The sequence below is a fragment of the Streptomyces koelreuteriae genome (assembly GCF_018604545.1).
GTDB classification, from domain to species: domain Bacteria; phylum Actinomycetota; class Actinomycetes; order Streptomycetales; family Streptomycetaceae; genus Streptomyces; species Streptomyces koelreuteriae.
The window spans coordinates 6,524,019-6,537,340 of sequence record NZ_CP075896.1 but is presented as its reverse complement, the minus strand read 5'-3'; the positions used below and the strand labels follow the sequence as shown (position 1 = coordinate 6,537,340).

Genomic DNA, 13,322 nt, shown 5'->3' with positions numbered 1-13,322 from the left:
TATCAGTCCTGGTACGCCTTGGCCGCCGCGGCCTCCAGCTTCGCCGCGGTGCCCTTCGGGTCGGACGGGTCGCGCAGGAAGTCCTGGAGCAGCTTCCACTCGCCGGTGCCCTTGGTGCCGCCGAAGGCCGCGGGGGCCTGGTCGGACATGTCGAAGCGGACCGAGTCCCCGGCCTGGACGAGGGACTTGGCGGTGGCGCGGGTGACATCGTCGCCGTACTTGGCGAGGTCGAGTTCCTTGTTCGGGGAGAGGAAGCCGCCCGCCTCGGCCCACACCTCGGAGGCCTCCGGCGTGGCCAGGTACTCCGTGAGGGCCTGCGCGGCCTTCTGGTTCTTGCCGTCCTTCAGGACGGCGGCCGCGTCACCGCCGCTGACGACCGGAGCCTCACCGCCGCCGACCGCGGGGAACGGGAAGAAGTTCGCGTCCTTGCCGACGGTCTTGCCGAACTGGTCCTTGGCGACGCCGGCGACGAAGTCGCCCTCGTAGACCATGCCGGCCTCGGGCTCGGGTCCGAAGACCTTCTCCACGGAGCCGGGGAAGTCGGTGTTCAGCGCGCCCTTCTGGCCGCCGGCGATGAGCTGCTTGTCCTGGAAGAGCTTGCCGAGCGTGGTGAGGGCGTCGACGACCGACGCGTCGGTCCACTTCAGCTTGTGCGCGGCGAGGGCGTCGTACTTCTCGGGTCCGGCCTGCGACAGGTAGACGTTCTCAAACCAGTCGGTGAGGGTCCAGCCGTCCTGTCCGGCGACGGAGAACGCGGCGAGCCCGGAGTCGGACACGGTCTGCCCGGCCTTGAGCATCTCGTCGTACGACTTCGGCGGCTTCACGCCGGCCTGGGCGAGGGCGTCGGGGCTGTACCAGACGGTCGACTTGTGGGCGGCCTTGAAGTACAGGCCGTAGAGGGTGCCGTCGACGCTGCCGTACTTCTTCCACACGGGGGCGTAGCCCGCGTCGACGGCCTGCTCGGTCTTCTTCGACAGCGGCTTGAGCCAGCCCTTCTGCGCGAACTGCTTGAGCACGCCGACCTGCGGGACCATCACGACGTCGGGGGCGTTGCCACCCTCGATCTTGCTGCCGACGACGGTGGATACGTTGTCGCCGGTGGACGTGAACTGCGTCTTGGCGCCGGTCTTCTCGGTGAAGGCGTCGAGCACCTTCTGGAAGTTCTTCTGCTCGGTGCCGGACCAGACGCCGGCCACGGTGACGGTCTGGCCGCTGAGGGCCTTGTCGCCGCCTCCGGCCGCGACGGGGCCGCCGCCGCAGGCGGTCGCGCCGAGCGACAGGGCGAGGGCGGTGCAGCCGGCGAGCAGGGTGGTACGTCGTCGCATCATCGTTGATGTCCCTTCGGGGAGTTGACTTGCGGGGAGTTCAGGAACGGATCCACCAGGCGGCCGTGGAGCCGGGCAGTACCCCGGCGGGGCAGGGGCCGCTGGCGAGCAGAGGGGTGCCGGGGACCGGCGCGGGGGTGGGTGCCGTACCGAAGTTGACGGCGCACACCAGGTCGTCGCCGCGGGCGAAGGCGAGGACGCCGGGCGGGGCGTCCAGCCAGCGCAAAGTGCCCTCGCCCAGCTGAGGCAGGGTGCCGCGCAGTTGGAGGCCGTCGCGGTACAGGTGCCAGAAGGAGCGGGTGTCGGCGAGGGCGCGGTCGGTGGCGTACTCGGCGAAGTACTCCGGCTGCGGCAGCCACGGCTTGGCGCTCTCCTCGCCGGAGGTGAAGCCGAAGGGCGAGGCCTGCCCCGACCAGGGCAGCGGCACCCGGCAGCCGTCGCGGATGCGGGCCCGGCTGCCGGTGCGGTGGAAGATCGGGTCGGTGAGCACGTCGTCGGGCAGGTCGACGACCTCGGGCAGGCCGAGCTCCTCGCCCTGGTAGATGTAGGCGGCGCCGGGCAGTGCCAGCATCAGCAGCGCGGCGGCGCGGGCCCGGGCGGCGCCGAGGCCGCTGCCTTCGGTGGCGGGTTCGCCGTAGCGGGTGACGGTGCGGACCTGGTCGTGGTTGTTGAGGACCCAGGTGACCGTCGAGCCGGTCCCGGCGATGTCCTGCATGGCCTCGGAGATGACCTTCTGGAAGGCGTCCGGGTCCCAGGGGGCGCTGAGCAGGTCGAAGAAGAAGGCCTGGTGGAGTTCGTCCGGGCGGACGTACCGGGCGTGCTCGCGGGCGGTCGGGACGGAGACCTCGCCGACGAGGAGGCGTTCGCAGCCGTCGCGCTCGGTGTAGTCCTCGCATATGGAGCGCCAGCGGCGCCACACCTCGTGTACCTCGGGCTGGTTCCAGGCGAGCGGGTTGACCGAGTCGCGGGTGCGGGCGTCGGCCTCCGGGTCGTCGGAGTCGGGCAGCTCGGGGTGCTTGTAGAGGCCGGCGGCGACGTCGATGCGGAAGCCGTCGACGCCCCGGTCCAGCCAGAAGCGCAGGACCCGGTCGAACTCGGCGGCGACCTCCGGGTCACGCCAGTTCCAGTCGGGCTGCTCGGGCGTGAACATGTGCAGGTACCACTGGCCGGGCCGCCCGTCCGCCTCGGTCACCCGGCTCCACGCCGGCCCGCCGAACATGGCGTGCCAGTTGTTGGGCGGCTCGTCGCCGTCCGGGCCGCGGCCGTCGGCGAAGTGGAAGCGGGCGCGGGCCTCGCTGCCGGGAGCCGCGGCGAGGGCCTCGCGGAACCAGGGGTGCTCGCTGGAGCAGTGGTTCGGGACGATGTCGAGCAGCACCTTCACGCCGAGCCGCCGCGCGGCCCCGACCAGCTGGTCGAACTCGGCGAGGTCGCCGAAGAGCGGGTCGACGTCGCAGTAGTCGGCCACGTCGTAGCCGTGGTCGTGCTGCGGCGAGGGATAGAAGGGGCTCAGCCAGATCCCGTCGACGCCGAGCTTCTTCAGATACGGCAGTCCGGCCCGGACTCCGGCGAGATCGCCGATGCCGTCGCCGGTGCTGTCGAGGAAGCTGCGGACGTACACCTGATAGATCACTGCGTCACGCCACCAGTGGTGCCTGTTCAACCCATCGACCTGTCTCTGTGGAGGGGCAGCGGTTATGCATGCATGTTAAGTAGGCGTGTCGCGAGGGTGTCAATGAAAAGACAGAAGCTACCGGGGAGTTGAGGTAGTAAAATTGGGCATCAAACGGGCATATCTCAGCCAGATGAGACGTGCGCGTTACCTAACAAGTAACTAGAAGCGGGTCACTGGAAGCCGCTGGAAGCGCTACCCGCGCGAGATGACGTCGAGCTCCCGCGCCAGACGGCGCACCGCGGCCGTCGGCGTCTCGTGCCCGGCCATCGCGTCGTGCACGACGGCCTGGACGACCAGGCTGACCTGGTCGTAGCGCGGGCTCTTGGGGCGCGGCTCGGCCGCGAGCACGCTCTCGCGCAGGGTCGGCAGGTACGGGAACCTGCGGATGAGCTGCGGGTCCTTGTAGAGATCGGCCCGTACGGGCGGCAGCGCGCCACGGGTGAGGACCTGGCGCTGGACGCCCTCACTGGTGAGGTACGCGATCAGACGGGCGGCCGAGTCGGGATGCCGGGCGTGTGAGCTGACGGCCAGGTTGGAGCCGCCGAGGACACTCGTCCCCGGCCCGTCCCGTCCGGGCAGCGGCACGGCGCCGATCTTCCCGGCGACCCGGGACCCCGGGGCGGAGGCGCCGACGTACGCGTACGGCCAGTTCCGCAGGAAGAGCAGCCGGCCGTCCTGGAAGGCCTGCTTGGACTCCTCCTCCTTGTAGGTCAGCGCCTCTTTCGAGATCCAGCCCTCTCGCACTCCGCGGGTCAGGAAGCCGATGCCCTCGCGGGCCGCCGCCGAGTCGACGGTGACGCGCTCGCCCTCGTCGCCGAGGATCGAGCCGCCCGCCGAGTAGACGGCTTCCGCCGCGTTGACGGTGAGGCCCTCGTAGGGGAGGAACTGCCCGGCGTAGCCGTCGAGGCCGTGCTTCGGGGCGATGGTCTTCGCGTACCGCTCCAGCTCCGCCCAGGTGCGCGGCGGCTCGACGCCCTCCTTGTCCAGGATGTCCTTGCGATAGAGGAGCAGGCCGGCGTTGGTGACGTACGGGACGGCGTAGAGCTGTCCGTCGTAGGTCGCCGTGTCGACGACCGGCGGGAGGAAGGTCTTCAGCGGGAAGCGGTCACGGGGCAGGGGTCTGATCCAGCCCGCGGCGGCGAACTCCGAGGTCCAGTTGACGTCGATGTTGAGCACGTCGAACCTGCTGCGGTCGCCGTCGCGCAGGTCGGTGGACATCTGCGCCTGGGTCTCGTCGGCCGAGTCGGGCAGCTCGACGAGGGTCACCTTCTCGCCGGGGTGGGTGCGGTTCCAGCCCTCCAGCAGGGGGCCGAGATAGCCGGTGAGGTCTCCGGCGGTGGCCAGGGTGAGCGGTCCGCGGCCGCCGCCCGCCGGCTCGCCCGCCTGCGCTCCGGCGGCGACGTAGCCGGTCATGACCACGACGAGAACGAGAAGGCCCCTACCCGCGGCATGGATCCACCGCATAGGTTCCTCCCTGTACACCGGCGTCGGGCTCCCTTGCCCGGAATCAGAGGCCATGTATACCTGTTAGGTATGGGCGATACTAGGGTCTGGAGCACATTGACCGGACAGGAGGACTGCACGCGTGCGCCTGCACCTCCTGGCACTCCTCGCCCGCGGCCCCGCCCATGGCTACGAGCTCAAGCAGGACCTTGAGCAACTGCTGGGCTCCGCGTACCCTCAGCCGAATGTCGGCCAGATCTATGTGACCCTCGGCCGCCTCGAGAAGTCGGGACTGATCGAGGGCGAGGACGTGGCGCAGTCCAGCCGGCCCAATAAAAAGGTCTACCACCTCACCGACGCCGGGCGGGAGGCGCTGCGCGCCTGGTTCGAGGAGCCCGAGGACGAGCCGCGGGTACGGGACGACTTCTTCATGAAGCTGGCGCTCGCTCCGCAGACCGGTCTCGCCGACCAGATCTCCCTGATCAACCACCAGCGGCGCCAGTATCTGAACACCATGCGGCAGCTGTCGAAGCTGGCCGCCGCCGAGGACCGCGACAATCGCATCGCGCATCTGCTGATAGAGGGTGCGATGCTGCACTTGCAGGCCGATCTGGACTGGCTGGAGCGGTGCCAGGAAGAGCTGGAGGAGCTGGAGTGAGCGACGACCGTCCCGCTCCTGTGCTGCGCGCCGAGGGGCTGGTGAAGACGCACCACGGCGAGGGCGCGCCCGCCCATGCCGTGCGCGGGGTCGATCTGTGCGTGCGGCAGGGCGAGTTCGTGGCGATCACCGGCCCGTCCGGCGCCGGGAAGTCGACGCTGCTGCATCTGCTCGGCGGGCTCCAGCGGCCGGACGCGGGCCATCTCTGGCTCGACGGCGAGTCCACCGACACCTACGGCGAGGCCCGCTGGGCGGTGGAGCGCAGGAAGCGGATCGGGATCGTCTTCCAGTTCTTCAACCTGGTGTCCAGCCTGTCCGTCGCCGACAACGTGGAGCTGCCCGCCCTGCTCGCCGGAAGCTCGCCGAAGCGGGCGCGCACCGAGCGCGAGCAGCTGCTGGCCGAGCTGGGGCTGACGGGCAAGGAGCGCAGCATGCCGGGCGAGCTGTCCGGCGGTGAGCAGCAGCGGGTCGCCCTGGCCCGGGCCCTGGTCAACCATCCCCCGCTGCTCCTGGCCGACGAACCGGCCGGCAGCCTCGACAGCAAGGGCACCCGCGAGGTGATGCGGCTGCTGTCCCGCTTCCACCAGCGCGGCCAGACGATCCTGCTGGTCACCCATGACGCGCGGCTGGCGAGCGCGGCGGACCGGGTGATCAGCTTCTTCGACGGCCGGATCGCCGACGACGCGGAACTCGACGGCGGCACACCCCCGCGCCGGTCCGGCATCTCCGGTGTGCTGGAACTCAAGGACTGACATGCGGGTGAAGGACTGACATGCGGGTGTACGACGGCTGCCCGGCGTCCGGGCCGAGAGGCTGAGGCCCGTGCGAGCCACCCTGCGCTGGGCCCACTCCGATCTGCGCACGCACCGCGGCGAGGCGCTGTTCCTCGTCCTGGCCACCGCGGGCATCGTCGCCTCGCTGCTGCTGGCCACGGCCCTGTTCGGGTACGCGACCAACCCCTGGCAGCGCGTCTTCACACAGTCGCACGGCGCGCATGTGTGGCTGCACACCGACGCGGCCGCCGACACCGGGAAGCTGGCCGGTCTGGACGGCGTCGACTCCGTCGCCGGTCCCTATCCCACCGCCGATGTCACCGTCTCCTCACGAGGCAGCCGCGCCGCCGTGGAGTTGCGCGGCACTCAGGAACGGCCGTCCGTCGGCAACCCGCCGGTCGTCTCCGGCCGCTGGCTCGACCCTTCGACGCCGAACGGTGTGGTCCTGGAGAGCCGCCTCGCCCGCGCCCTGCTGGCCGAGCCCGGCGACACCATCGGCGTGCCCGGCACCGCCCGCGAGCTGACCGTCGTGGGGCTCGCCGACAGCGCCGAGCCCCGCTACCGGCCCGGTGAGCAGCCGGGCCTGGTGTGGGCCCTGCCGTCGGCCGTGCCCGACCCCGGCGGCCAGGTGATCGGGCTGCGCCTGACGGACCCCGGCGACACCTCCTACGTCGTGCAGCGTGCCGTGACCGTGCTGGGAGCCGGGGCGATCGGCGAGGTGTCCACCTGGCAGCAGGCCCGCGCCGAGGCCCAGGGCGACAACCGGCTCCTCGGCCAGGTGCTGGGCCTGTTCGGGCTGGGCGCGCTGGTCGCCGCCGGGCTCGCCGTGCATGGGGCGATCAGCACCCGTATCCGGGGCCACCTGCGGGATCTCTCCATCCTGAAGGCGATCGGCTTCACCCCGGGCCAGGTGGTCCGCGTCTTCCTGCTCCAGCATCTCGCCTACGCCCTGCTGGGCGCCGTTGCCGCCGCCGCGCTCGCCGAGGTACTGGGCAGCCGCATCCCCGGACGGCTCGGGGACGCGGTCGGGGTGTGGCAGGGCCTTCCCGGGCACACCGTGGCGCTGATCGTGATCCCGGTGGGTGCCGTGCTGTTCATCGGCGCGACCACCGGCCTTGCCGCATGGCGGGCGGGACGAGTCCCGCCGGTGCCGGTGCCGAGGCCCACGGCGGCGCTGGGCGGGCGATTGACCGGGGCGACGGGCCGAAGCCGCGGGCGCGCGCCCGGCGAAACGGAAGCCGGCCACGGAGTGCGGCCGGCGAGCGTCCTGCGCCGCGTCCTTCGACTCCCGCCCGCGGCGCCACGCACCGGACAGCTCTCCGGCATGGCCCGCCGGGCCCTCGGCCTGCGGATTCCGCCCGCGCTGGTGCTGGGCTGGCACAAGGCATTCACCCGCCGCCCCCGCTCCCTCGCCACCGTCGCCCGCCTCACGCTGCCGCTGCTGCTGATCGTCGTGGCGATGAGCGCGTGGACCACCATCGACCGCTTCCACAGCGAGCCGGAGCAGATCGGCCTGCCCACCACCCTCAGCGTCCGCGCCGACGCCGGCCTGAACGAACGGCAGACCCGCACCCTCCTGGAACGCGACCCGCAGGTCGCCGCCGCCTACCCCGGCGTCGAGACGGCCGCCCTGGTCCCGGGCCAGACGGCGACCATCGCCCTGCGCGGCCTCGGCACCCAGCAGGACCCCTACCCCTACACCCTCGCCGAGGGCCGCGCCGCCCGTGGCGCCGACGAGGCGGTGGCCGGGCAGGGCCTGCTCGACCTGCTGGACGTGCACGTCGGCGACTGGGTCCGCATGACCGTCGGCGACCAGCCGCAGATCCTGCACATCGTGGGCCGCAGCATCGAGCCGGAGAACGCCGGCCGGGTCATCTCCACGTCCCTCGACACCCTCCGCGCCAACGACCCCGGGCTCCGCCCGACCCTCTACGAGCTGCGCCTGGACCCCGGCGCCGACCCGGGGGAGGTCGCCGACCGGCTCGCCACGGCCGGGCGCGGCCATCTGGACGTGCACACCGTGGCCAACCCCGCCGACGGGCTCTCCCCACTGCGGGCCGTCGTCGCCGGGCTGATCGCCGTGCTCGCCCTCATCGGGCTCATCGAGCTGCTGACCGCGATCGGCGGCACCGTCCGCGAGGGCGAACGGGACCTGCTGGCGCTGAAGGCCATCGGTCTGTCCCCCCGCCAGATCACGGCGATCACGGTCACGGCCACCGGCTGCACGGCCCTGGCAGCCGTCCTCGCCGCCACCGCCCTGGGACTGCCGCTCGCCCACTGGCTCATCGACGCCCAGGGCAGGTCAAGCGGGATCGGTGCGGGCATCGCCCAGGGCCCGTCGGCCCTGCTCATGCTGCTGCTGGGTGCGGCGGCGGTGCTCTGCGCGGCCGCGCTGGCCGCCCTACCCGCGGCGCGCGCGGCACGCCGCCGCCTCGCGGACACGCTGAGCGCGGTCGCCTGACCCACCTGACCTCGTCGGCTTCGCCGCCCAGCCGCCGTAGAGGTGCTGCCGGTGAGGCGCGTACGGGCTGGCGCCTCCGGTGGGCCCGGGGGGACCGGTAGGCCCGGGAGAACCGGTAGGCCCGGGAGAACCGGTGGGCCCGGGGGGAAGCGGACGGCGCGCAACCGCCCGCGTTCCCGCCCGGCCCGTCTCCCCCGCCGGGCTCGTCGTCACTGCCGTCCGCGCAGCTCCCGGTACGTGGCGACCAGAGCCTCGGTGGAGGCGTCCAGGCCCTCGACCTCGGCGCCCTCGGTCAGCGCGGGCTCGACGCGCTTGGCGAGGACCTTGCCCAGCTCCACGCCCCACTGGTCGAAGGAATCGATGTTCCACACCGCGCCCTGCACGAACACCTTGTGCTCGTAGAGGGCGACCAATTGGCCGAGGACGGACGGCGTCAGCTCGGGCGCCAGGATCGTGGTCGTCGGGTGATTGCCCTGGAACGTCTTGTGCGGCACCAGCTCCTCCGGCACCCCCTCGGCCCGCACCTCCTGCGGCGTCTTGCCGAAGGCGAGCGCCTGCGTCTGCGCGAAGAAGTTGGCCATCAGCAGATCGTGCTGCGCCTTCAGCTCGTCGCTCAGCTCGGCGACGGGCCGCGCGAAGCCGATGAAGTCCGCCGGGATCAGCTTCGTGCCCTGGTGGATGAGCTGGTAGTAGGCGTGCTGCCCGTTGGTGCCCGGCGTGCCCCACACCACCGGCCCCGTCTGCCACTCGACCTCACGCCCGTCCCGGTCCACGTACTTGCCGTTGGACTCCATGTCGAGCTGCTGGAGATATGCGGTGAACTTCGACAGATAGTGGCTGTAGGGCAGCACCGCGTGCGACTGGGCGTCGTGGAAGTTGCCGTACCAGATGCCCAGCAGGCCCAGCAGCAGCGGCACATTGGACTCGGCGGGCGCGGTCCGGAAGTGCTCGTCGACGATCCAGAACCCGTCGAGCATCTCCCGGAAGCGGTCCGGGCCGATGGCGATCATCAGGGACAGGCCGATCGCGGAGTCGTACGAGTAGCGTCCGCCGACCCAGTCCCAGAACTCGAACATGTTGGCCGTGTCGATACCGAACCCGGCGACCTTCTCGGCGTTCGTCGACAGCGCCACGAAGTGCTTGGCGACAGCGGCCTCGTCACCGAGCGCGGCCAGCAGCCAGCTTCGGGCGGAGGTGGCGTTGGTGACCGTCTCGATGGTGGTGAAGGTCTTGGACGCGACGATGAACAGCGTCTCCGCCGGGTCCAGATCCCTGACCGCCTCGTGCAGGTCGGCACCGTCCACGTTCGACACGAAGCGGAACGTCATCGAGCGGTCCGTGTAGGCGCGCAGCACCTCGAACGCCATCGCCGGACCCAGGTCGGAACCGCCGATGCCGATGTTGACGACGTTGCGGATGCGCTTGCCGGTGTGGCCGGTCCACTCCCCGGAGCGGACGCGGTCGGCGAAGCCGGCCATCTTGTCCAGCACCGCGTGCACACCCGGCACCACGTTCTCACCGTCGACCTCGACCACCGCGTCCCGCGGCGCCCGCAGCGCGGTGTGCAGCACCGACCGGTCCTCGGTGGTGTTGATCTTCTCCCCGCGGAACATGGCGTCCCGGAGCCCGAAGACATCGGTGGCGGCGGCCAGTCCCCGCAGCAGTCGCAGGGTGTCGTCGGTGACGAGGTGCTTGGAGTAGTCGACGTACAGGTCGCCGACCCGGAGGGCGTACGCGGTGCCGCGGCCGGGCTCGGCGGCGAACAGCTCGCGCAGCCCCACCTCGCCCAGTTCCTCGCGATGCTTGGCCAGTGCCGTCCACTCGGGCGTCTGATTGAGCCTGGTACGGCCGTCTGCGTTCATCTGGGACTTCAGCCTTCTTTCCTGTCCTGCCTGCGCACCTTGCCCCGCTGCCGGTCCAACCTAATTGATCAGCGCGTGGCGTCGGTTGTCGTGGCACCGTCGGCCGGTTCAACAACAGATACGTTCGCGTGGAGCGTGGGTATCAGCGCGATGACGGCCAGGAGGAAGAACGCGGCGGTCAGCAGGGGCGGGGTGTTGGGGCCCCAGGCGGTGGCGACGGCTCCCCCGAGCAGGGCGCCGAGGGGCACTCCGGCGAAGGCCAGGGTGCGGAAGGCCGAGCTGACCCGGCCCAGGAGCCCGGCGGGGCTGCGCTCCTGCATCAGCGTCGTCGTGTTGACGTTCCACACCATGCTCATGAGCCCGAAGACGGCCAGCATCCCCACCAGCACGGTCAGGCTGCGCACGGTGCCCATGACGACGAGGGCCGCGGTCTGCACCGATCCGGCGAGCAGCACCGACCGCTGCCGGCCGAGCCGCGCCACCAGCCGGCTGTTCACCACTCCCCCGGCCAGACCGCCCAGAGTGAAGGCGGTGCCCGCCGCCGCGTAGCCCACGGAACCCGCCTCCAGCCAGTCGGTGACGAGGACGACCAGCAGGGCGAGCAGGGTGCCCATGCCGATGTTGCACAGGGCGGTGGCGGCGCACAGGCCGCGCAGGGCGCGGTCGCGCCACAGGGTGCGCAAGCCCTCCGCGATCTCACGGCGCAGGGTGCTGCCCGCCGGCCTCGGCTCACGGTCGGTCCCGGCGGCCGGCAGAGTGGCGATCAGCGCGGCGGCCACCAGGAAGGTCACGGCGTCGGCCGCGAAAGGCACGGCGGCACCGGCCGCCAGCAGCAGCGGCACGACCGGCCCGCCCAGCAGGCCGCCCGCGACACGCTGGCCGGTCATCAGCCGGGCGTTGGCGCTGCCGAGCGCGTCCCGGTCGACCAGGGCGGGGAGCAGCGCGGTCGCGGCGTTGTCGAAGAGGGTCTGGAGGGTGGTGAGGGCGACGGCCAGCACGATGAGCAGGCCGATCGAGGCGTGGCCGAGGGCGACGGCCACGGCGAAGGCGGCGATCAGCAGGCCGCGTAACGCGTCCGCCATCCACATGGCGCGCCGCTGGTCCACCCGGTCGGCGACGGCTCCGCCGAGCAGCCCGAAGACGATCCAGGGCAGATAGCCGCAGGCGGTGACGGAGGCGATGAGCAGCGGCTCGTCGGTCAGTGTGACCGCCAGCAGGGGCAGCGCGGCGTTGCGCAGCGCGTCACCGAAGCTGGACAGCACGGCCGCGCTCCACAGCCGTCCGAAGGCCCCGCGCCACGCGGGCGCGCGCACGCTCCCCACCTCGACCGTCGCCACTGTTCCCCCTCACGGTTCGCCCGATGCACAAACCGTAGAGGGCACCACTGACAATCGGTCCGCGAGCGGGCCGCGGCGGGCTCGGAAACCAGCTCCGGCCGGGCACCTACTGGTGTCCGGCCGGTCTCAATTCCTAGATCTCGCCTCGCAGTTTGGCGAGCGCCTCGGCGAGGATCGCCTCGCCGTCCGCGTCGCTGCGCCGCTCCCGCACATACGCCAGGTGCGTCTTGTAGGGCTCGGTGCGCGGCGGGTCCGGGGGGTTGTCCCGGTCCTGGCCGGCCGGGAATCCGCAGCGGGGACAGTCCCAGGTTTCGGGCACCTGCGCGTCGCTGGCGAAGCTCGGCTGGGTCTCGTGTCCGTTGGAGCACCAGAAGGAGATGCGCAGCCGCGGCGCGGACTCGCCGCGCTCGGCCTCGCCCATCGGCCCCGCCCCGACCCGGCTTCCCCGGATCGCGTTGCCACTTGCCACGGTCGTAACTCCCTGCGTGATGGTGCCGCGAAGCGAGTCGGCGTTCCGCTTCGCTGCGAGCGCCTCAGTCTACGTAAGGCCCAACGCGCGTCCAGTGATTGGAGTTACAACCCTCACACAAAGACGCAAGCCCCATGATAGGCCGCGCTCAGCGGCGCGTACCGAACATGGGGCCTTGCGTACGAGTTCCGTGCGGAGTGCGTCTCGGTCAGTTGTTCACCTTCATCAGGATGCCGAGCACGACAATGCACGCGAACCAGCCCAGACCGACCACGACGGTGATCCGGTCGAGGTTGCGCTCGGCGACCGAGGAGCCGCCGACGGAGGACTGCATGCCGCCACCGAACATGTCGGAGAGGCCGCCGCCCTTCCCCTTGTGCATCAGCACCAGCAGCATCAGCAGCAGGCTGAAGACGATCAGGGCGATCGAGAACCCCATAACCACGGCTGGACCAACTTCCTCGGATTCTGACGGACGACGCGGGGCCCAGCACAAGGCTGGACCCCGCAAGGGTACGACGTTACGCCGCTACCGCCTACTCACTGGTCGCGAAAGCGCACGATCTTGACGAACTCGTCGGCGTCCAGCGAGGCGCCGCCGACCAGGGCACCGTCGATGTCGGCCTGGGCCATGATCTCGGCCACGTTGCCCGCCTTGACCGAGCCGCCGTACTGGATGCGGACCTTGTCGGCCAGGTCCTGCGAGTACAGCTCGGCGATCTTGCCGCGGATCGCCGAGCAGACCTCCTGGGCGTCCCCGGCTCCGCAGACCTTGCCGGTTCCGATGGCCCAGACGGGCTCGTAGGCGATCACAACGGTCTCGGCCTGCTCGGCGGGGAGGTCCTTCAGACCGCCCTCGACCTGGGCGAGGGTGTGGGAGACGTGGTTGCCCGCCTCGCGGACCTCCAGCTCCTCGCCGACGCACAGGATGGGCGTCAGGCCGTGCTTGTAGGCGGCCTTGACCTTGGCGTTCACCAGCTCGTCGGTCTCGGCGTGGTACTGGCGCCGCTCGCTGTGGCCGATGGCGACGTACGAGCACTTCAGCTTGGCCAGCATCGGGCCGGAGATCTCGCCGGTGAAGGCACCGCCGTCGTGCGCCGAGATGTCCTGGGCACCGTACTTGATCTTGAGCTTGTCGCCGTCGACCAGGGTCTGCACGGAGCGCAGGTCGGTGAAGGGCGGCAGGACGGCGACCTCGACGGCCTCGTAGTCCTTGTCGGCCAGGGCGAAGGCGAGCTTCTGGACGTGGGCGATGGCCTCGAGGTGGTTGAGGTTCATCTTCCAGTTGCCCGCCATCAGCGGCGTGCGCGCGGTCATGTGGG

At 71.2% G+C, this 13,322-nt stretch carries 11 protein-coding genes; 3 read left to right on the top strand and 8 right to left on the bottom strand.

Annotated elements, in window-relative coordinates; genetic code table 11:
- Nucleotides 1-2: 2 nt before the first annotated feature.
- The 3 genes from KJK29_RS29420 to KJK29_RS29410 all read right to left on the bottom strand — a co-directional run bounded on the left by KJK29_RS29420 (nt 3) and on the right by KJK29_RS29410 (nt 4,461).
- Nucleotides 3-1,328 carry an ABC transporter substrate-binding protein gene (locus KJK29_RS29420; protein WP_215122200.1) on the bottom strand — a complete coding sequence of 442 codons (1,326 nt, stop codon included), beginning with the start codon at nt 1,326-1,328 and terminating at the stop codon, nt 3-5.
- Nucleotides 1,329-1,365: 37 nt separating this feature from the next.
- Nucleotides 1,366-2,985: a glycoside hydrolase family 13 protein gene (locus KJK29_RS29415; protein WP_215122199.1), complete on the bottom strand. Its 1,620-nt coding sequence runs from the start codon at nt 2,983-2,985 to the stop codon at nt 1,366-1,368.
- A gap of 204 nt (nt 2,986-3,189) precedes the next feature.
- Nucleotides 3,190-4,461, bottom strand: coding sequence for an ABC transporter substrate-binding protein (locus KJK29_RS29410; protein WP_215122198.1), 1,272 nt, complete (start codon nt 4,459-4,461; stop codon nt 3,190-3,192).
- A gap of 121 nt (nt 4,462-4,582) precedes the next feature.
- Between KJK29_RS29410 and KJK29_RS29405 the strand changes: the two genes are divergently transcribed.
- The 3 genes from KJK29_RS29405 to KJK29_RS29395 all read left to right on the top strand — a co-directional run bounded on the left by KJK29_RS29405 (nt 4,583) and on the right by KJK29_RS29395 (nt 8,332).
- Nucleotides 4,583-5,098: a PadR family transcriptional regulator gene (locus tag KJK29_RS29405; protein WP_184596865.1), complete on the top strand. Its 516-nt coding sequence runs from the start codon at nt 4,583-4,585 to the stop codon at nt 5,096-5,098.
- Nucleotides 5,095-5,850 carry an ABC transporter ATP-binding protein gene (locus KJK29_RS29400; protein ID WP_215122197.1) on the top strand — a complete coding sequence of 252 codons (756 nt, stop codon included), beginning with the start codon at nt 5,095-5,097 and terminating at the stop codon, nt 5,848-5,850. Before KJK29_RS29405 ends, KJK29_RS29400 begins: the two co-directional genes overlap by 4 nt.
- A gap of 70 nt (nt 5,851-5,920) precedes the next feature.
- Nucleotides 5,921-8,332 carry an FtsX-like permease family protein gene (locus tag KJK29_RS29395; RefSeq protein ID WP_215122196.1) on the top strand — a complete coding sequence of 804 codons (2,412 nt, stop codon included), beginning with the start codon at nt 5,921-5,923 and terminating at the stop codon, nt 8,330-8,332.
- Nucleotides 8,333-8,541: 209 nt separating this feature from the next.
- On the opposite strand, the gene pgi is transcribed toward KJK29_RS29395, so the two are convergent.
- The 5 genes from pgi to tpiA all read right to left on the bottom strand — a co-directional run bounded on the left by pgi (nt 8,542) and on the right by tpiA (nt 13,317).
- Entirely contained in the window at nt 8,542-10,194 is a 1,653-nt protein-coding gene (pgi, locus tag KJK29_RS29390; RefSeq protein WP_215122195.1) for a glucose-6-phosphate isomerase, read from the bottom strand.
- A gap of 68 nt (nt 10,195-10,262) precedes the next feature.
- Entirely contained in the window at nt 10,263-11,531 is a 1,269-nt protein-coding gene (locus tag KJK29_RS29385) for an MFS transporter (protein WP_215122194.1), read from the bottom strand.
- Between the two features lie 133 nt (nt 11,532-11,664).
- Entirely contained in the window at nt 11,665-12,000 is a 336-nt protein-coding gene (locus KJK29_RS29380; protein ID WP_003976875.1) for an RNA polymerase-binding protein RbpA, read from the bottom strand.
- A gap of 208 nt (nt 12,001-12,208) precedes the next feature.
- On the bottom strand, nt 12,209-12,439 hold the full coding sequence (secG, locus tag KJK29_RS29375) for a preprotein translocase subunit SecG (RefSeq protein WP_184596855.1): 231 nt from the start codon (nt 12,437-12,439) through the stop codon (nt 12,209-12,211).
- Nucleotides 12,440-12,540: 101 nt separating this feature from the next.
- The gene (tpiA, locus tag KJK29_RS29370; RefSeq protein ID WP_215122193.1) at nt 12,541-13,317 is read right to left on the bottom strand and encodes a triose-phosphate isomerase; all 777 of its coding nucleotides are present in this window, start codon (nt 13,315-13,317) and stop codon (nt 12,541-12,543) included.
- Between the last annotated feature and the right edge of the window lie 5 nt (nt 13,318-13,322).

Bases quoted from the DNA above. Each gene is read 5' to 3' on its own strand.
- KJK29_RS29420 (WP_215122200.1), bottom strand. From the start codon at position 1,328: ATGATGCGACGACGTACCACCCTGCTCGCCGGCTGCACCGCCCTCGCC.
- KJK29_RS29410 (WP_215122198.1), bottom strand. From the start codon at position 4,461: ATGCGGTGGATCCATGCCGCGGGTAGGGGCCTTCTCGTTCTCGTCGTG.
- pgi (WP_215122195.1), bottom strand. From the start codon at position 10,194: ATGAACGCAGACGGCCGTACCAGGCTCAATCAGACGCCCGAGTGGACG.
- secG (WP_184596855.1), bottom strand. From the start codon at position 12,439: ATGGGGTTCTCGATCGCCCTGATCGTCTTCAGCCTGCTGCTGATGCTG.
- tpiA (WP_215122193.1), bottom strand. From the start codon at position 13,317: ATGACCGCGCGCACGCCGCTGATGGCGGGCAACTGGAAGATGAACCTC.